The organism is Bacillus sp. RK1064, assembly GCF_051488405.1.
Lineage (GTDB): Bacteria > Bacillota > Bacilli > Bacillales > Bacillaceae > Bacillus.
The window spans coordinates 79,885-97,877 of record NZ_JBPSCZ010000001.1 but is presented as its reverse complement, the minus strand read 5'-3'; the positions used below and the strand labels follow the sequence as shown (position 1 = coordinate 97,877).

Genomic DNA, 17,993 nt, shown 5'->3' with positions numbered 1-17,993 from the left:
TTAGCGCATACTCCTCCAATTGCTATGCAGAGCTTGATATCAGTCTAAAGACTGGCTTTATTTTTTATCTTCGCTGTGTGCTTTTTCGTTTTCTTTCACGTAGCCTTTTTCATCCGTATGCTTTTTGGGATTGATCGTTAAACCATTCCACTGAGTCGCTTCGAAGGAAAGATCAATTTGAATCGCATCGCCTTGGTATTTATTTTGGATATAGTGACCAGCTTTATCCTTCGTCTGGTCATTGACAAATTCAATGATCATTTCCATTTTATCGTAATCAAACGGGTTCTTTGGAATGCCGTCATACTCTGGAGCCACTGTTCCATCAACAGTTGCTACATTAATCTTCCCACTTTCATGTAAAAACTTCTCATCGACGGCATGACGAAGCTTTTCAAATGCGGTCTGATCCTGTTTTGACGTTAGTTGATGCAAGTCAAGCAGGTTTGCATGGTCTAAGATAATATTTTTCGGATAACCATTTCCACCTTCGGCTCCAACCGTAAGAACACTCACCTGAAACTGGCTGAGAAATTCTTCAGCTGTATTCTTACCGCCATTCTTCGCGGAAGCTCCGTCTTGAAACTGGCTGTAATCAAGACTCATCAGCACTTGATTGATCGCAAGCGATCCTTTATTTTCAAAATGAAATTCTTTCTTGATCCGATCACCAGGTTTTAAGTTCGCAAGGTTGATGGCGCCGGAGTTCTCTTTTGCTGATAAATCCAGCTCTCCTGTCGAGTAGACCGCGTTTGCCTTTTCTACATCGTTAAACGCCGCCCATGTCCCCCCGCCGATTAATGCAAGGCCTAAAGCCCCTGATAATACACCTAAACGAATTGATCTTTTCTTTGCCATGAATGAACCCCCTAATAAATTGTTTTATTGAAACCTAATTAGGTTACAAACGAAAATTTAAGCTTGTTCCTCTGACATATGTAAATCAGCTGTGTGTCTTCGGTGTTTTGCAGCGCCCACAAAATGAAGAGTGGAATAAACGAGCAGCATCACACCTGGTATAATGAGCAGCAACGCAGTTCCAGCTGAAGTCCCTGCATACGAAAGAAGCTTTCCTGCATAAGGAATGTTCACACCCGTATACTTCGCAGCCACCTGATCCGCTTTTACTAGCGTGCCGTCCTGATACATATTGTGGTCACCTTTCGTCTCAAAGGCTTTATTTGCTCCCTTTCCTTTCACCCCAACAATTCGGTGGGTCACATAAGACTGGTCCTGCTTCGTTTGAAACGTGATAATATCTCCTTTTTTAAGCGCCTCCGGTGAAGTCACTTCTTTTACGACAATGAGTGAGCCAGTCGAAAATTCCGGTTCCATTGATCCAGATAATACTTGCTTGAATTGATAACCGAAAATCTGTGGATCTCCCCCAGTAGTTCTTGAAGACAATACGACAATAATACATGCAATCATCACCGTGAACACCACCAGATAAAGAATACTTCCAGACATCTTCATCCATTTTTTCATGACCTCTTCTCCCCTTCGCCTATCATTGTTTCCTTTAGAAGACAGCTCCATTTAGGATGCCTTTTCTTGACACTTTGCGAGCTGCATATGTTTAGACCATATGAATGCTTCTTCAGATCCACCAAAACCTTTAGGATAATAGATTTTAAACGCATAGATTCCATTCGTTTTTGCTTTATCTGTCGTGACAGTCGTTGTTTCTTGTGAAAGAAGGGACTGTATAGAGCCTTTTTCAAGAATATGACCATCTTGTAACGGCTTCTGCTCACTTTTTACTTTATGTAATTCCCATTTCCATTCAGAGTGTGCAATAGGTTGTCCACTATTTTTTAGTGTCATGCTCAGCTTTTGAGGCGCGCAGACTGTTCCTTTGTTCATCGTTTGATCGATGAGTTCCAAATGACTTCTATCCCATTTGGTAGGCTGACAATGCTGATCCGTCTGTTCAAAATTTTCGCATGTTTTCATGACAAAGTTTGAGTGCTCAACATCGTTAAAAGAAGCGTTCGTTGTTGAGATCAAAAGAGATGTGAAAATCAAACAAATGGCACAAAAGAGTACAAAGAGCGACTGTTTCATTCATTCTCCAACTCCTTGAACAATTGTTCTTTAATAAGAACGATTACATACAGTATAAGGAAATACCTATAAAACCCAAAACGTCAAATTAGTCCATTTTGTTCGTAAACAAGAACCATTACGAGAAAATTCTTCCATTTTCTCATTCTTTCGCCGTATTCAATAATTTTTTGTGTGACATTTGTACTTCTTAAAAATTTACATAAAAGTGCAGCATTTGGTCAGAATAATAACAGGTGAGGTGATGTGAAGTGAAATATGGAAAGATGATAATCATGCTCAGTTTACTGTTGAGCCCTATGATACACGACGCCAATCCTGCGGATGCGAAAGGTTTCACTGCCGCCGCAGATCAATGGGAAACACGGGCAGTCAAAGAAGCAAAGAAACGATATCCGCTGGCACAAGTCTTATTCAAACAAAAAGTATGGGACCGTCATCGTGAGAAGGAATCTGTGAAACAGTATCATATTACGTTAAAAGACCACACCAAAGAATTTGGGGTATTTGTCACTATTTCTTATAACCCTTACTCAAACAAGGTCAATAAAGTGATTGTTGTGGAAGAATACAGCTAAAGGGGCATAAAAAAACCGCCTGCTGGCGGCTTTTTACTTTCGTCGATGTCGCTGACGTTTTTTTAACATCATTGAAAACCCAAACGGCAGAACCCCAAATAAACGCTGTGAAAATGGCGGTTTCGTTTCCATTTTCTCTTGTTTATGTTCCTTCCGTTCGTCACGTGGTGTATTCATATATTTAATGATTTCCTGCGTCATATATTTTACATAGTCATTGGTTTTCAACACATTCACCTCTTCTTTCTTCAAGTGTTACCTAGAAGAGGATCATTTTATACACTGGCTATTCAGGGTTTGCCCATTTCATGATTTCACGGGTCTTCCAATCCAGCACCAGTTCCCGCTCATCTGATAAACCATCCTTTGCTTTCACACTGACTAACATGAGGATACGCTTTTTCTTTTGATCGCATGTCATCTGCTTCAATGTCACGCGGCCTTCTTCAGTGTCAATATGGGTATGCTGCTTTTCACACAAACGATGTAATGTACGGGCAGCTTCACTCGCCCCCACCCTGAAAAGCTGCTGTTTTTTATAAAAAGAAATCGTCAGCTCTGCACTTCTCAGCTCTTTTTGAAACCCTATCGTCATTGATCCTAGGATCAAGAGAAAAAATAGAATCGCAGCCAGTACATGCGGATAGATAAATCCTCCTTCTCTTTTCACGATGTAGGAACCACCCCTTTATATATGAAAAAAACGGCTTCATACACCTTACCAGATTCATCTGTGACTTTCAGGATGGCTCTATATTGATTCGTTCTGACACGAAATTCTTTCACCTTTTGCAATAAAGGAAGATGGCCTGCTTGATCCATTCGCTTCCGAAGCATCTCTTGATATGGCTCAATCGTTACCACTCGCCCTTGACTAGATACATACTCTAACGCTTTACCTCCTTGCACCGATCTAACAGCCGTTGCACGGCTTAATTCCTCATCTAATTGCAGGACAGTCTGTTTCCACTCCATTTGTGAAAATCGGTTAATCTCTTCAAAAGGACGGGCTTTCTCAGCTGTAGAAAAGATTAGTACACAGCCAAAAGAAAGGAACAAAAATAGCTGTAATTGCCACAAAGCCTGGACAAGGGTAAAACCTTGTTCACCGTTCAGCAACATGGTGAAAGCATATGGTCTGCTTTTTTTGTATTTTGTATGATACACATCCCTTCTCTTTACTCCAATTGAATACATATGTGACGTCGCCTCGTTTCTTTTTGACAGAAGGTTTTGTACCATCTATGAACGATTCATTCATCTGTTCATGCAAGATTTGGTAAGCTTCAAGTTTGGCTCTTACTTCATTTTTCCCTATCATGATTTTTTCATAGGCTGGCATGAGCACAAGGGCTGTAAATAGGAAGATATGACAAGCAAACAGCGCCTCAATCGTACTAAACCCTCTATTGTTTTTGAACATGGATTCGCCCGCTTCCTAAATAGATCGTGAGTTTATACGTTTGACTGCCAAATTGAATGATGAGAGACCCGCCGCTGCTTGGATGTCCGTTTACATTAAAATAGATACCTTGTGGAAATGTAGAAGCCTTAATGCTTCCCTTTTGATGCTGAAAAGAAGCAATGACTTCGCCATCCTTTTGATCGATTACCTGATACGATACATGTGGCGAATGGAATTCAACATACACACGTGTTTTTTTGATAAATGCAGTATAAGCAGCCAATTGAAAATCTTGTTTCATGATGTCCACTTGTCTTTTGGCTTCAGCGCCTTCTATTAAATTTGGGATTTTTCCTCCTATGATCGACAATAGAATCGATAGAACAAGTAAGATCATTAGCTGTTCAATGAGGGTAAAACCCTTCTCATGAAAAATCAATTTATTCATGCTTCACATGGCCGTTTTGAATGACAATCGCTTTTCCATTAGGACACGTTAATCCCTTTTTGACATAGCCTTCTTTTTCTAATTCAGCTAAAGATGGTGTCTTGCCATCATGCTCTAATTCATATGCCATCACCTGTGTGCTCACCATTGATTTAAGCCCTTCACAGCCCTTTGCTTGAATCGTTTGGTGGTGACGAGTGATATTCGGAATGGTAATAAGTAAAAGAATCGAAATCACGAGCATGACAATTAACATTTCTAACAGGGTAAATCCTTTATCATTCATGTCTTTGTCCTCCTTCTTACACTTGCTCCATGAGTTGATACATTGGTAAAAGAATAGATAGATACACAATGAGTATAAGAAGTGCTGTCACACCATAGATAACCGGCTGCAGCCACGAAATCCATTTTTCAATTTTCAGCTCTGCATTCTCTAATAGAAATTGGCTGTACGTGTACATTTCTCTTGCAAGCATCCCGCTCGCTTCACCATGCTCGATGACGGCTGCAAAATGTTTCTCGAAAAAAGGAGACGAGCTTACTTGATGTGCCATGCTTTCTCCTTTTCTTAGCTCTTCAATCATCTGTTCTGATATTTCTTGAAGAAAGGGTAAGTAGCTTTGCTGTTTAAAAGCTAGCAAGCTCTCGTACATCGATAATCCAGCTTGAAGCAGTCCGCTTAACTGAAGAGAGAAAAGGTACGTATGCAACAGCCGCATTCCTTTATATAAAAAAGGAAACCTGCTTATCACCCTCAGCTTCTCAAGGGTGGACTTTTTCCTAAAAAAGACAGCATAGTATCCGGTCAAACAGATACACACACAGCCGATGAGGAGGAGAGAAACATGCAGCAATTGAAAAAGTCCAAACATACCTTGAATCAGCCATGACATTCGGGTATCCATCGAGGAGTACAAGAGAGAAAATTGAGGAATGATCATTTGCTGAACGAGTATGAGCACGACCAAAACCGTAAAGATGAGGAAGATCGGGTAACGTAACATGCGTTTAAACGTGTCTACCTGTTTGATTTTTTTCTCTAAAAACCGCGCGCTTTGTTCAAGTGCTTGTGCTAGACTGCCATGCTTTTCGGAGAAACTTAATATGGCAATGACTTCCCGCTGAAATTGGAGTCTCTCCAGCACCACATAAAAAGGCTCCCCTTCGAGCAGCCACTGAATGCCCGGTGTTAATTGCTGCTGCTGCTCATTCGACAACTGGATATTCACCATCGTTAATGCCTCAATCACTGTATATCCAGCCTGAATCAATTGAGCAAGTTTTGATAGACATTCCGCTTGGTCCTTTTTCGACCATGCTTTAGAGGCTTGCTTCTTCATAAACCCAGCGATGATAGGTGTTTTTCGATAAATAGCCTAGTGCCACTCCTTTACGAATTAATCTTTGCAGTGTTTCATATGACGAGTGAGCATATTCTCCTTTAGCCTCCTTGATACACTCACCAAGCTCCTTTCCGAACAGCAGTTCAAATACATTTGTTCGTCTGACCGGTCGATTTAATTTACAGTAAAGCTGACATGTTTCTCCGCAAAAAGGACAGGTGAGCTCGATTAATCGCTGCGCAGCAATCGCAACCATCGTTTGTTCGAGTTCATTCATTGTGACACCAAATTCAAGCATACGATAAAGGGCTCCTTTTGCATTTTTCGCATGGAGCGTACTCATCACTAAATGGCCTGTCAGTGCTGCTCTAATTGCCGTTCGGGCCGTTTCGGCATCTCTTATTTCTCCTAGCACAATCAGATCTGGATCATGTCTTAAAATAGCACGTAATCCTGCGGCATATGTGATGCCGGCTTTTTCATTCACTTGAACCTGTAACACTTCTTCATTTCTTGTTTCCACAGGATCTTCAAGTGTAATAATATTTCGGTTGAAATTCTTTTTTGCAAACTGGATTAATGAATAAAGGGTTGTTGTTTTCCCTGAATTTGTTGGACCGGTAAATAAAATCAGCCCATGCGAATGATTCAAAAATGATAATAACCTGGTGGAGGCTTTCGGAAATAGTGACAGATGTTTTATTTTTGGAACATGATCCTGCGGCAATATTCTAATCACTAAGCTCTCATCATTTACAGTTGGTAAGGTAGACATCCGAATAAACACCTGGCCGCTTCTTAGCATCACAGCTAGTGACCCATTTTGCGGCCTCCTTTTTTCCCCTATATCCATGGATGATAAAAATTTAAAATGAGCAATGAGCCGCTCGCCGCTTTTTTTATCAATGGTTCGCTGCTGAATTAAATCTGAGTCTACGCGGAAAGATACCGACGCTTCCTTTTCTTTTGGAACAATATGCACATCAGATGCTCTCATGCGGCATGCTTCTTCTAGCAGCTCTTGTCCCAAATATTCAATACCATACAAATGGTTCACTCCCTTCTCTGACCATATTGTAAGTTGGAGGAACCTGTCTGACAAAAGAGCATTTTATCATTTTAACGACTAATCATGCGAAAAAATCATCAGCTTGCGATGGAAAACGTGGTTTTTTAAAAAAGAGCATATAAAAAAACCTGACTTTTACAAGTGCAGGTTTTTTGGTCATGTTGCTTCTTGCGGCTGTTCTTCAAAAATACGAAATCCTCTTTTTTCTAAAGCTTTTGCAAGGCTGTGTTCAGTATTTACTTTTGAGAAATCAATGCCCAATTTCACGACGGTTTGAGCAATTTCTGGGCGGATGCCTGAAATAATCGTCTCGATTCCTAGAAGCTTCGCACTATCCACCACTTTAAAGAGCTGATAAGCAACCATCGTATCAACGACCGGTACGCCTGATATATCAATAAACAAATGCGTTAGACGCAGTCTTGAAGCCTGTTCTAGTACGGATTCTAGAATAATTTTGGCCCGGTACGTATCAATCTCTCCGATGAGCGGCAAAATCCCAATTTCCTTTGAAACTGGAATAACAGGAGCACTCAGTTCCTGAATCATCTCTCTTTGTGCATTTAGCTGACTCAGTGTCACACGGTCGTATTCTTCTGATAAACGCTCGATCATATTATCAAACGTGGAATGAAAATGCTGATTCCACCCGCACACATCTTGGAGCGTCACTTCAAGCTCGGTTTCTAGTATGAATTTCTCGATTCTCGAACAGAAAATCTGACGGAATATCTTAAATTGTCCAATGATTTCATATAAAGGCACCTCGTGAACGGCTCGATCACGTGCAATATCAACAGACCATTTTTTTAAATGATTTTCTACTTTGTCTGACAGCGTCACAAGCGTTGCTGCAATGGTTTGAATAAACGCTGTGTTCTGTTCCTTCAGCTTCATTTCCGTTTCCTCTGAAGCATGTTTGGAATATAATGAGCCTTCTTCTGTTCTTGTTTTCAGCCATTCTTCGGTCATGACAGGGGCTTCTTTTAGGATAAATTCATATAATTGCTTAGATTTTTCATTTTTCATTTACTTCTTCCGCTCCTTTTTCACTTAAAACTAGTGACATACAACTTTTATGTATAAATGACCGCAGATGGTGAACAATATCATTACACGTTTGATATTGGGCTATAGCCAAGTGGTAAGGCAATGGACTTTGACTCCGTGATCGTTGGTTCGAACCCAGCTAGCCCAGTTCAGCACAAAAACGAAGACGGCTGAAGAATGTTTCAGCTGATCTTCGTTTTTTATTAGGAAACCGATTGATGAATCGCTTTCTTTTTTGATATTTTCATGAGTTCCCCGGGATTATAGCCTACTACCAATTTATTTCCATCAAGGATAATTGGTCTCCGGAGCAGTTTTGGTTTTTCAATGAGAAGCTGAAGAACCTCGTTTACTTTTAAATCATTAATATTTAAATTTAAGCTTTTAAAAGCCTGGCTTCGTGTGGCTAAAATTTCATCCATTCCTTCTGTTGTTAAGGAAAGAATCTTTTTTAATTCATCTAGGGTTGGCGTTTCTCTGAAAAGGTGACGCTCTTTAAAATCAATTTGATTCGCCTTTAGCCAATGTTTTGTTTTGCGGCAAGACGTGCAGCTCGGGTATGAATAAAAAGTAATGTCACTCATTAGTCTTCCTCCTTAGGTCGTTAACCTTTTCTCTTATGGAGTAAGTACCCTCATGTATTTCGGCATAAACACGTTTTGATCACTTTTTCAAAAAAATTTTTTCTACTTGTAAAATAAATGTTCACACGTTGTCAAAAATGTAAATGTTTACATAACAAGTGGTGATCAGCTATAATATGAATCAAAGGGGTTTTTTTAAGGGGAGGGAAAGAAATGAATCGCATGTTCCGCGTGCTTGGCTTTTGGACGGGTATTTTTGCTGTCATGTTCTATTTAGGGCATATGAAAGATGCATCGTTGCTGTTCTTCGGTCAAACCGTTCTTTTTGTATTTTTATCCTACTTGAATTTATCCGAAAGAATGTATATTTACATTTTCGGAGCGTACTTGACGATTTTCTTTGCCGGATTTACATATTATTCGATCTTCATCATGGTTCCCGGTACCGGACATTAATTGAAAAAAGCGTCTCTTTAAAAAGAGATGCTTTTTTCATACCTGTGTTTAAAGAGAAAAACCATTGATAAACGGATTTTGCTCCTGCTCTGTGAGTACAGTGGTTTCACCGCCATGTCCACTTAAAATAAGAGTTGATTCTGGTAATGACAACAATTTGTTATGAATCGATTGAAGCAGCACTTCTTGACTGCCCCCTACTAAATCTGTTCTCCCGATGCCACCTTCGAATAACGTGTCACCAGAAATCACAAATCCTTCTTCCGCCGAATAGTAAGACACACTGCCTGGTGAATGCCCAGGTGTATGGAACATCTCTAATGTAAACGATCCAATTTGAAGAGTTCCTTCTGACGTGATTAATTTTTCAGCTTCTTTGACCGTAATTCCATTCCCAATCAATCGAGCTGAACCGTTTAATTCAGCATTCGTGAGCCATTCTTTTTCATTCTCATGTACATAGAGTGGCACTCCCCACTCTGCCCGCACCTCATCTGCGGCACCGATATGATCAAAATGAGCATGTGTCAGTAAGACAGCAAGCGGTGTGAGCTGTTTTTCTTTTACATAGGAAATCAGCTTTTGTGCTTCACCGCCTGGATCAAAGATTAAACATTCTCCGTGCTCATTTTTCCAAATATACGCATTCGCTTGTACATAGCCTAGTGGCATTCTTCTCCAATTCATTTTCATCACCTACTTTATTCATTCTTTTTTATTATGAAGGCTACACAATAAAAATTCAAACAATCGTCAACTTGAATCTACTCGACAAGCTTTATGAAAACGGTTAAAATGAAAAGAAAGGAAATCAAGGGGATTGATGACAAAGGGGGACTTTCACATGATGCTCGTCATTATTTTTGGTCTAGTCACGATTTTAGCTGCACTCGGGATCTATCGCTCACTTAAAAAAGTGAACGTACTTGCCATCGCTTTTGCTGGCGCGACATTTTTGGTTTTTGGATGGTTTACTGTCATGACCATCATCTATAGCGGTTATCCAACCGCACATTAAAAGCCTGCATATAGCAGGCTTTTTTTATTGATTCAAGTGCTTATTCACGCTTTCTATTTTACTTGTAAGCGTTGTGGTTTGATCCCGCCTGTCATCAATGCGGATATTGGTGGCTACGCGGTGCAATCCCTTTTCAAAAGGTGCTTCATGAATGCGCTGAATGACTTCAAATAAAACAGATAATTCACCTTCAATTAACGTATTCATTGGTGTTAATTGATAATTAATTTTCCCTTCTTTTTGAAAGCCTTCTAAAATTCTTTGTACATCTGCTACATAAGCACTGACACTTGGTGTTTCAGTACCTATTGGAATGATGGTCACATCTGCTATGGCCATGTTTCTTGCCCCTTTCCATTGAATCCTCATGTTTTCTCGTCCTCATTGTAACCTATTCACAATCCATCATGCCATGCTCACGTTGCATTTAAAGAAGGTTTGTCTCGTTCTATCGTCAAATCCGCCCTCTCTACCTTCCCAATCTTTGTGAATAGAAGCAGGCATATCCCTGACACAGCTTCAATGATGCCGCCAGCCGCAATGACATACCCAGACCCAAATAGTGTCGCCATATAGCCGCCAATGAGAGCGCCTAACGGAATCATGAAGAAGGAGATCATGTTGATAATCGCATACACTTGCGGCTGATCCTCTGCTTTTACTGACAATTGAATCATTGTATGTTCAGGCACGTTGACTGCACTAATGGCAGCCCCTAAAGCAAAGGCTGATATAAACACAAGTGGTAAAAATGCGTTCATGCCTGTGATGAAGAACGAGATTCCATCAACGATCCCGGCACCTATAAACAGCAGCCCATACCGGTTCACTTTTACCTTTGTCAAAACAAACCCCATCAAGAAGGCACCTAGTGCCGTTGTGACTTTAATAAATGAATAGATAACTGGTCCACTATGTAAATCCTCTGTTAAATAAATAACAGACAATGCTTCCCATGGTGCTGCAGCGAAGTTTGAACAGACACAAAAAATCGCCAATGGAAACAAAATATGATGCCTTTTAACAAGTGAAAATCCCCGAATTAATCTTTTTCCGTATGATAACCCTTTTTTGGCTTTATCGATGATGACTTCTGTTTCATATGTAATGATTAATACCAATAAAGCGGACAAGAGATAAAGAGGAATGATCACAAGCATTGTATATCCTACCCCTACAAATGCAATCATGACACCACAAATCGTTACCGTCACAAGCCTGACCACATGACTTGCTGATTGGATGGTTGCATTCGCTTTTTGTATGAGGTCCTCATGGACAAGCTTTGGAATAATTGATACGGACGCCGGTTCGTAGGAGCCACCAGTCGCCGAATGAAGCAGCATACAGCCAATCACAAGTGCTAATGGCGTGAAATCATAAAAGTAACTGACCACGATCACAAGGATTATCGCTCCTCTTGTTAAATCAGCAAAACACATCCAAAATTTCAATTGATGCGGCTTCATCATTGGGGTAATCAGCGGCCCAACAATGGCTTGCGGAACAAAGCTGACCGCAATAAAAAAAGCTGTTCCAATTGCCCCTTTCCCGCCTAGTACTAAAAGCCACAAGATGGTGTTGAAAGATAAACTATCAGCTGTTATTTTGCACATTTTAGAAATAAATAAGTAAGTGAAATTCCTTTTCCACAGGCTTTGAGCACTCAATGTTCGACATCTCCCTAAAACATATCCTTTTTTTTACATCCGTACTTTTCACAATAGCTCACAAGGCGGCCTCCGTCAATTGCTCTAACATTATTTTTATTGACAATAAGAAATTGATTCACGTTCAAATGTAAAAAGCACCTGACAGGTGCTTTTTAACACTTACATGCTTCCCATAACAGCCGCTTTGTTTTCTCATAGATGGAATCAAATTGATTCATGGAAAGAGGATTTTTCCCTAATCCAAGCTCGACTGTATAGCCCTCATTGTGAAATTGATAAATAAACCAATCGCGATAGCCTGCATAGCTGTCAAGATATTGAACCGGTTTATAGCCGCTTACTTGCTCGAATCGTTTGACCGTTTCTTTTGAGATGGCAGGTTCGTGGCCAAGAAAGCCCCAGTATATCTCTTCTCCTTGTGTATGGAGAGCGATCAGCCGGTCAAAGCGTTTTCGTAACGCTAGATTTGCCATCGCTTTCGCTTCAGGTTCTGTTAACGGCTCGCGCCCTGGAAAATCCCGATAGGCCGGTGCCTTAGGCTGATGACGATAGTATTCGATCTCCCAATAAGCAGGAAATTGATTGTTCAAATCCACACCTCGTATATTTGCTTTCCACTCCTGATAATCAGCATATCCACCATGTAGCGATGTGAATTCTTCACTGCTGAGACCTAGTGACTCAGGTCCATTCCGAACGAGGTCTACGCCATCTGGATTCACCATTGGCACGATGGAGAGAGCTGTGGTTCGCAGAATATGAACGGCTTCATGATGTCTTGCTTGCACAGGATCAGATGCAGCCAAACTCAGCGATTTCAGCCATTTTATTAAAACAGACGTCGTGATCCATTCATTTGCATGAAAAGAGGCATTCAAATGAATAGAATGTAAATGCTGAACAGGCTCTGTTCGGATTTCATAAATAGGTGTATCAAGCACTGAATGACCTATTATGCTGATTTGAAGAAAAGGAAATGCGGCTTTCAAGCGGCTCAGCTCTTCTTCTAATTGAGCACTATCATATTCAAAGGTTCCATTGATCCAATCATCGGATTGCTGCAGCCTGTAAGGCGCAATAAATTTCTGCAGCTCACCTATGGAAGAAAATGAATGGATGCCTTCCGGAAGTCTATATCCCGGTAAAAGAAGGTGATCAGTGCTTGTTTGATTGGATAAATGAAAAGCCGCATTCCCTATCCCTAACTGTTTTGCCACATTATCCTTTCCCGCTTCATCCAGCTGCCATTCAATTTTCCCAAACGACGTTGTCTTCATTTACATCCCTCCTCTCATACTATATGAGCCGGCAGACAAAAAAAGAAAACCTCTGCATCTAAAAATAGCAGAGGTTTTCTCATATGTTAGGACGCCTTTTTCAGCTTCGTTTCATCTTCTTTTTTGGATGGAGAATGGTCCGGGCTGTTCCGGTCATAAAATCTAAGGAGATCACCGTAGATGATTTGATCAGAGAATTGGAGCTCTTGCTTTGCCTTCTCTTCATAAGACTGACAAACGGTCTCATCTTCTCTTGGCTCACCCGTTTCTTTATTGTAGCAAACTCCATCTGTGAAAACACTGTCCTTCGTAATAAAGCTGCCATCACGAAGCACGGTAAAGTCATTCTTATCTTTTGATAAAAGATCATGACCAAATTGAATCTGTTTACTTGTATCAATTCCTAAAAGATTGAGTATAGTTGGACGGATATCGACTTGACCGCCTACCGTGTTAATTTCTTTTGGATGTTGATCTGTGATCCCTGGAATGTGTACAACAAACGGGACTTTTTGAAGCTGCACTTCTTCAAATGGCGTAATCTCTTTATTTAAAAATTGTCCCATTGCTTCGTTATGGTTTTCTGAAATTCCATAGTGATCCCCATATAAAACAAAGATGGAATTTTCGTACAAACCTGTTTCCTTCATCTTTTCAAAGAAAATCTTCAGCGCCTCATCTTGATAACGCACTGTAGGAAAGAACTTGTTTAACGTTTTGCTCTTAGAATCATATTCATCAATGAGCTTATCTTCTTCATCTAGATCAAATGGAAAGTGATTCGTTAATGTAATCAATCTCGTATAGAAAGGCTGCGGGATCGATTTCATCAATTCCGCTGACTGTTCAAAGAACGGACCATCTTTCAAGCCCCAGCCAACTGAGTTCTCTTCATTCACATCAAATGATTTAATATCAAAAAACTTATCGTAGCCGAAGCTATCGTAGATCAGGTCACGATTCCAGAAACTTTTGTTATTCGCATGAATAACAGAAGAGTGATACCCCTCATCCTTTAACAACTCAGGTGTGGCTGTATACTCATTGCTTGGGTTTGTGAAGAACACAGCCCCTCTTCCAAGTGGATAGAGAGAGTTATCAACAATAAACTCTGAGTCCGATGTTTTCCCTTGACCTGTTTGATGATAGAAATTAGTAAAGTTGTAGCTTTTCTTGATTAGTTTGTTTAAAAATGGGGTAATTTCTTTCCCATTTAATTTTTCATTGACCACAAAGCTCTGAGTAGACTCTAGGGAGACAAGAATGACATTTCGCCCTTTCGCTTGACCAAACGTCTTTTCATTACGGTCGGTTTGATTTGCGCTTACATAGTTTTCAATTTCCGTTAAGCTATTACTGTCAGCAAGGGCTCGTTGAGCAGACTGCTTCGATTGCAACACTCCATCATAAATATGGAAATTATATAAGCTAATATTTTTCACCAGCATCTCACGGTCAAATGAGCGAGTGAGCAGTTCTGGTCTTTCTGTTTCAGCCAAACCAAGGTTAAAGAAGAAAGTGGCTGCCACAAATAAATAATAAGCTGCTCGTTCTTTTCGTGAAATGGTGACATCCGTTCTAAAGGAAGGCTGCTTTTTATAGAGCCACATTAAAATCATAATATCAACGAACATCAGAAAATCGACTGGTTCAATTAAAGAGGTAATACTTGACCCGAGGTCACCCATATTGTTTGTTTGAAATAGGACGGGGATGGTTAGAAAGTCACTATAGAATCGATAAAACACAATGTTAGCTAACAAAATGAATGTCAGGATAAAGCTCATCACGATGATATATCGATTGCGATTTTTTTCTTTCATAAATAAACCGATACCGAAGATAAACAAGAGAAAGCTAAGCGGATTAATAAACAGGATAAACTCCTGCATGAAATTTTCTATTTTAATATTAAAGCTAGATTTATAGATAACATAGGTTTTGACCCACATTAACAATGTCGCAATCAGTAAAAATGAAATCGCCTTTAATCTTTTCTTTCGCATTGTAACCTCCTTATGCTCTAAGCATGCACTCAAGTTAGGGAATACCCTAATTATTGGTGCTTTTTCAAAAATAACTAAACTATATCTTATCCTGTATGTGCTGGAAAATCAATGTCTTTTTCCTCATGACAAACTTATGAATATGCTAAACATTTCAAATCATGCCCATCTATCGCTTTTTTTAATAAAAATGACATCATGATGACTTTTTTGTTTAAGACAGCCATTTGTTTTTTGCCATCCATGCACCACCGATGACTCCTGCATCGTTTCCGAGTGAAGCAATCACGACTTCGACATCATCAGCGCAAGGCGGAAATGCGTGATGTTTAACAACGTGCTCTACTTTACTGCGAAGAAGCTCCCCTGCTTTTGAAACACCGCCGCCAATCACGATTTTTGTTGGGTTTAACGCACTGGCAAGATTCGCTAAGACAAGTCCAAGATGAGTCGTCACTTCTTCTACGACACGCATGGCAAGATCATCTCCACTTTCAGCGGCCCTAAACACATCCTTTGCAGACAGCGAAGTGAGCGTGCCAAGTGAAGATGTATGCTGCTCCCTTTCTAATTTATCCTTTGCAAGCCGAACGATGCCAGTCGCAGATGCAATGGTTTCAATACAGCCTGTTCTTCCGCAGTTACACGGTGCTCCTTGGAATGGAACGGCACAAATATGGCCAATTTCTCCGCCAGCCCCAGTCTCACCTTGAACAACTTCACCATTTACAATAATACCGCCGCCAACACCCGTGCCAAGTGTGACCATCAGGATATTTTTTGCGCCATCTCCTGCACCCTTCCACATTTCACCGAGTGCAGCAATATTCGCATCATTTTCTATGACAGATGGAAGTCCTGTCTCTGCCTCCAGGTGATCTTTGAGTGGATAGTTTGTCCAGCCGAGATTCGTTGTTTTATAGACAATCCCCGATACTTTATCTACAGGCCCAGGTGCACCCATTCCAATCCCAATAAGCGCTGATTTTGGCATACTGATTTCGACCAGTTTGTGGTCAATTGATTTGGCAATATCGACTGTGATCGTCTGCCCTGATTTATCCGTAGGAATCTCCCACTTATGCTGAATTTCACCATATAGATTAATGAACGCAAGCTTAATTGTCGTACCGCCAAGATCAACTCCTACAAACCAATCCCCTGTCATATGCCCTCCACCTTCACATTGTTTTTCGATTTAATTTGGCTAGTTCCATTTGAAGAATAGTCATTGCGTTTGACCATTCGGTCCGGTCAATAATGCCCGATGTATACATTTCCTTCAGTTCATCTGCCATAAATTCTAATTCCACTTCACGATCTCCGAAATACACATAATTTCCAAATCTCATGAGCAGCTGCTGTACATCATATAACGTTTTCATTATTTCCACCATTTCTTCTCATCAACAGATAGGATAAGCGTATTCATAAATGCGCTTTCAGTCAAGTCATTCAATGTGTTTGCGTGCTTTCAATATATTGTTTCAGTTTTAAAAATTGATCATTTTTTGGATCTTGGTCTAACCCTTTCTCGATTAGATCCTCCGCTTTCGCTGTCTCTCCTTTTTCTACGTGCAACAACGATAAATGATACAGTTTATTTGGATCATCAGGATCTTTTTTAAGCGACTTTTGTAAAAATTCAATCGCTTTGTCAAGGTGGCCGAGCTGCGCTTCCGATAGTGCATATATATGGAGAGCATCAGCTGATGCATCCTTTTGGTGTACATATTCCTCTAATCGTTTACTTGCTTCGTTATAGTTCTTCTCATCAAATAGACTTGCTGCCTCACTTACTGCCGCCGCTTCCTTTTGATCGTCTGAATGAAACCCTGTATACAGTCCAAAACCGCCAATCAACAGCAGAACAGCACTAGCAAGAAACATTTTGACAGGCTGCACCTGTTTAGGGAGCCGGACAGCTAAAGCGGCTAAAAAACCGCCAACCAGACCGCCAAGGTGCCCTGCGTTATCAATACCTGATACGGTGAAGCCTATCCCTAAATTGATAAGGATGATCACAATAATATTTGTCCCCATCGTTCGAAAGAATAGCTTGCGGTTAGAAATCGCTAAATATAATAGCGCACCTAAGCAGCCAAAGATCGCACCTGAGGCACCGGCTGCGATGGCCGTATTAAAGACAAAGCTCGCAATGGAGCCAAAAATGCCGGAAATGAAATAGATGAGCAAAAATCTCCATGAGCCATAAATTCTCTCAACAGCCGCTCCGACAGACCAAAGAGCAAATGTATTAAAGAGTAAGTGCGTCAAGCCAATGTGCAAAAACATTGGTGTAATCAGGCGCCACCATTCTCCATCTAAGATCAGCCCATTATTTTTAGCACCAAACGCTGTTAAAGTTGCCGTATTGGTACTTCCGCCAGATAGTTCGAGCAAAAGAAACATCACCACTTGAACAGCGATGAGCAAGTAGGTGAAAATCGGTCTGCCATTTTGAAAAACGGCCCGTTCTCGTTCACGCTGCTTTTCCTGATCATCAAATGCCTGAAGTACGTTCACTTTAAGCCGCATGACATCTTCAGCTGTGTCTCTCTTCGCCTCTTCTACATCCACTGTCAGCGAGGTGTTCAGCCATTTTTGCAGCTCGTTTACGTCGTGTTGAAGAGTGTCTTCATTCAGTAATACAGGTGTAACCGTCACCTTTTGTTTTTTTTGCGGCTGACCGTTTAAGTCTTCCCAATCATCTACAGGATTGTCAGCTGTAAATTGGAGCTGCAAGAGATGAAGAGACCGTTTACGCATCGCCTCTCTCAGCTGATTCATCCGATACGTCTGCTCTTCGATATCTCGAACGATCTCCTGTCTAAAATTCACACCTTTTCTATATAGACGGATGAGATCATATCCTGAGTTTCGTGGTGCTTCAAAAAATATTTCATCTTCTGGATACGGACTTTGAATCATCTCGTAACCTTTTTGTCTTAATTCATCAACAACTCGCCAAAATAGACTATCTATGACATTCATTCATTCGCGCTCCATTTTTTAC

24 protein-coding genes and 1 tRNA gene are annotated in these 17,993 nt (G+C 40.6%); 4 read left to right on the top strand and 21 right to left on the bottom strand.

Annotated elements, in window-relative coordinates:
- Positions 1–57: 57 nt before the first annotated feature.
- Genes tasA through tapA form a run of 3 tightly spaced genes read right to left on the bottom strand, consistent with a single transcriptional unit; the run spans position 58 to position 2,067 of the window.
- On the bottom strand, positions 58–858 hold the full coding sequence (gene tasA / locus ACSSTM_RS00570) for a biofilm matrix protein TasA (RefSeq protein WP_034661283.1): 801 nt from the start codon (positions 856–858) through the stop codon (positions 58–60).
- A gap of 57 nt (positions 859–915) precedes the next feature.
- Complete coding sequence (sipW, locus tag ACSSTM_RS00565) at positions 916–1,488, bottom strand: signal peptidase I SipW (RefSeq protein ID WP_095285409.1); 573 nt, start codon at positions 1,486–1,488, stop codon at positions 916–918.
- Positions 1,489–1,539: 51 nt separating this feature from the next.
- Positions 1,540–2,067: an amyloid fiber anchoring/assembly protein TapA gene (gene tapA / locus ACSSTM_RS00560; protein ID WP_034661284.1), complete on the bottom strand. Its 528-nt coding sequence runs from the start codon at positions 2,065–2,067 to the stop codon at positions 1,540–1,542.
- Between the two features lie 299 nt (positions 2,068–2,366).
- Between tapA and ACSSTM_RS00555 the strand changes: the two genes are divergently transcribed.
- A complete protein-coding gene (locus tag ACSSTM_RS00555) occupies positions 2,367–2,645 on the top strand; it encodes a DUF3889 domain-containing protein (protein WP_223249903.1) in 279 nt (92 codons plus the stop codon).
- A gap of 33 nt (positions 2,646–2,678) precedes the next feature.
- Here ACSSTM_RS00555 and ACSSTM_RS00550 read toward each other — a convergent pair whose 3' ends face one another.
- From ACSSTM_RS00550 to ACSSTM_RS00510, 9 genes are all read right to left on the bottom strand, one after another.
- The gene (locus ACSSTM_RS00550) at positions 2,679–2,873 is read right to left on the bottom strand and encodes a YqzE family protein (RefSeq protein WP_024718846.1); all 195 of its coding nucleotides are present in this window, start codon (positions 2,871–2,873) and stop codon (positions 2,679–2,681) included.
- 58 nt (positions 2,874–2,931) lie between these two features.
- Positions 2,932–3,315 carry a competence type IV pilus minor pilin ComGG gene (locus ACSSTM_RS00545; protein ID WP_095285386.1) on the bottom strand — a complete coding sequence of 128 codons (384 nt, stop codon included), beginning with the start codon at positions 3,313–3,315 and terminating at the stop codon, positions 2,932–2,934.
- Positions 3,312–3,812 carry a competence type IV pilus minor pilin ComGF gene (gene comGF / locus ACSSTM_RS00540; RefSeq protein ID WP_095285387.1) on the bottom strand — a complete coding sequence of 167 codons (501 nt, stop codon included), beginning with the start codon at positions 3,810–3,812 and terminating at the stop codon, positions 3,312–3,314. The genes ACSSTM_RS00545 and comGF overlap by 4 nt, the downstream gene beginning before the upstream one ends.
- A complete protein-coding gene (comGE, locus tag ACSSTM_RS00535) occupies positions 3,751–4,068 on the bottom strand; it encodes a competence type IV pilus minor pilin ComGE (RefSeq protein ID WP_420734870.1) in 318 nt (105 codons plus the stop codon). The genes comGF and comGE overlap by 62 nt, the downstream gene beginning before the upstream one ends.
- On the bottom strand, positions 4,052–4,498 hold the full coding sequence (gene comGD, locus ACSSTM_RS00530; RefSeq protein WP_437403954.1) for a competence type IV pilus minor pilin ComGD: 447 nt from the start codon (positions 4,496–4,498) through the stop codon (positions 4,052–4,054). Before comGD ends, comGE begins: the two co-directional genes overlap by 17 nt.
- On the bottom strand, positions 4,491–4,784 hold the full coding sequence (comGC, locus tag ACSSTM_RS00525) for a competence type IV pilus major pilin ComGC (protein WP_003217322.1): 294 nt from the start codon (positions 4,782–4,784) through the stop codon (positions 4,491–4,493). The genes comGD and comGC overlap by 8 nt, the downstream gene beginning before the upstream one ends.
- A gap of 16 nt (positions 4,785–4,800) precedes the next feature.
- Complete coding sequence (gene comGB, locus ACSSTM_RS00520; RefSeq protein ID WP_034661294.1) at positions 4,801–5,841, bottom strand: competence type IV pilus assembly protein ComGB; 1,041 nt, start codon at positions 5,839–5,841, stop codon at positions 4,801–4,803.
- On the bottom strand, positions 5,822–6,892 hold the full coding sequence (gene comGA, locus ACSSTM_RS00515; protein WP_034661296.1) for a competence type IV pilus ATPase ComGA: 1,071 nt from the start codon (positions 6,890–6,892) through the stop codon (positions 5,822–5,824). The genes comGB and comGA overlap by 20 nt, the downstream gene beginning before the upstream one ends.
- A 177-nt stretch (positions 6,893–7,069) precedes the next feature.
- The gene (locus tag ACSSTM_RS00510; protein ID WP_034661297.1) at positions 7,070–7,942 is read right to left on the bottom strand and encodes an STAS domain-containing protein; all 873 of its coding nucleotides are present in this window, start codon (positions 7,940–7,942) and stop codon (positions 7,070–7,072) included.
- 98 nt (positions 7,943–8,040) lie between these two features.
- Here ACSSTM_RS00510 and ACSSTM_RS00505 point away from each other — a divergent pair.
- Positions 8,041–8,111 (top strand) — tRNA-Gln (locus ACSSTM_RS00505).
- Positions 8,112–8,166: 55 nt separating this feature from the next.
- On the opposite strand, the gene ACSSTM_RS00500 is transcribed toward ACSSTM_RS00505, so the two are convergent.
- Positions 8,167–8,547, bottom strand: coding sequence for a Spx/MgsR family RNA polymerase-binding regulatory protein (locus ACSSTM_RS00500; protein WP_034661298.1), 381 nt, complete (start codon positions 8,545–8,547; stop codon positions 8,167–8,169).
- A gap of 213 nt (positions 8,548–8,760) precedes the next feature.
- On the opposite strand from ACSSTM_RS00500, the gene ACSSTM_RS00495 reads away from it, so the two are divergent.
- A complete protein-coding gene (locus ACSSTM_RS00495) occupies positions 8,761–9,003 on the top strand; it encodes a DUF2626 domain-containing protein (protein ID WP_003217440.1) in 243 nt (80 codons plus the stop codon).
- A 48-nt stretch (positions 9,004–9,051) separates the two neighbouring features.
- Here the strand turns inward: ACSSTM_RS00495 and ACSSTM_RS00490 are convergent, their stop codons facing one another.
- The gene (locus tag ACSSTM_RS00490) at positions 9,052–9,690 is read right to left on the bottom strand and encodes an MBL fold metallo-hydrolase (RefSeq protein ID WP_420734869.1); all 639 of its coding nucleotides are present in this window, start codon (positions 9,688–9,690) and stop codon (positions 9,052–9,054) included.
- A 157-nt stretch (positions 9,691–9,847) separates the two neighbouring features.
- Between ACSSTM_RS00490 and ACSSTM_RS00485 the strand changes: the two genes are divergently transcribed.
- Positions 9,848–10,021, top strand: coding sequence for a DUF2759 domain-containing protein (locus ACSSTM_RS00485; RefSeq protein WP_003217333.1), 174 nt, complete (start codon positions 9,848–9,850; stop codon positions 10,019–10,021).
- Between the two features lie 24 nt (positions 10,022–10,045).
- On the opposite strand, the gene ACSSTM_RS00480 is transcribed toward ACSSTM_RS00485, so the two are convergent.
- From ACSSTM_RS00480 to ACSSTM_RS00450, 7 genes are all read right to left on the bottom strand, one after another.
- The gene (locus ACSSTM_RS00480; RefSeq protein ID WP_034662003.1) at positions 10,046–10,360 is read right to left on the bottom strand and encodes an MTH1187 family thiamine-binding protein; all 315 of its coding nucleotides are present in this window, start codon (positions 10,358–10,360) and stop codon (positions 10,046–10,048) included.
- Between the two features lie 77 nt (positions 10,361–10,437).
- Positions 10,438–11,691, bottom strand: coding sequence for an MFS transporter (locus ACSSTM_RS00475; RefSeq protein WP_080869494.1), 1,254 nt, complete (start codon positions 11,689–11,691; stop codon positions 10,438–10,440).
- A gap of 155 nt (positions 11,692–11,846) precedes the next feature.
- Complete coding sequence (locus tag ACSSTM_RS00470) at positions 11,847–12,971, bottom strand: M14 family metallopeptidase (RefSeq protein ID WP_106037988.1); 1,125 nt, start codon at positions 12,969–12,971, stop codon at positions 11,847–11,849.
- An 86-nt stretch (positions 12,972–13,057) separates the two neighbouring features.
- Positions 13,058–14,977 (bottom strand): LTA synthase family protein, encoded by a 1,920-nt coding sequence (locus ACSSTM_RS00465; RefSeq protein ID WP_034661301.1) that lies wholly within the window; start codon positions 14,975–14,977, stop codon positions 13,058–13,060.
- A 214-nt stretch (positions 14,978–15,191) separates the two neighbouring features.
- Complete coding sequence (locus ACSSTM_RS00460) at positions 15,192–16,145, bottom strand: ROK family glucokinase (protein WP_342689109.1); 954 nt, start codon at positions 16,143–16,145, stop codon at positions 15,192–15,194.
- A gap of 13 nt (positions 16,146–16,158) precedes the next feature.
- Complete coding sequence (locus ACSSTM_RS00455) at positions 16,159–16,362, bottom strand: YqgQ family protein (protein WP_008342322.1); 204 nt, start codon at positions 16,360–16,362, stop codon at positions 16,159–16,161.
- A 70-nt stretch (positions 16,363–16,432) separates the two neighbouring features.
- Positions 16,433–17,971 carry a rhomboid family intramembrane serine protease gene (locus tag ACSSTM_RS00450; protein WP_437403953.1) on the bottom strand — a complete coding sequence of 513 codons (1,539 nt, stop codon included), beginning with the start codon at positions 17,969–17,971 and terminating at the stop codon, positions 16,433–16,435.
- Positions 17,972–17,993: the final 22 nt, after the last annotated feature.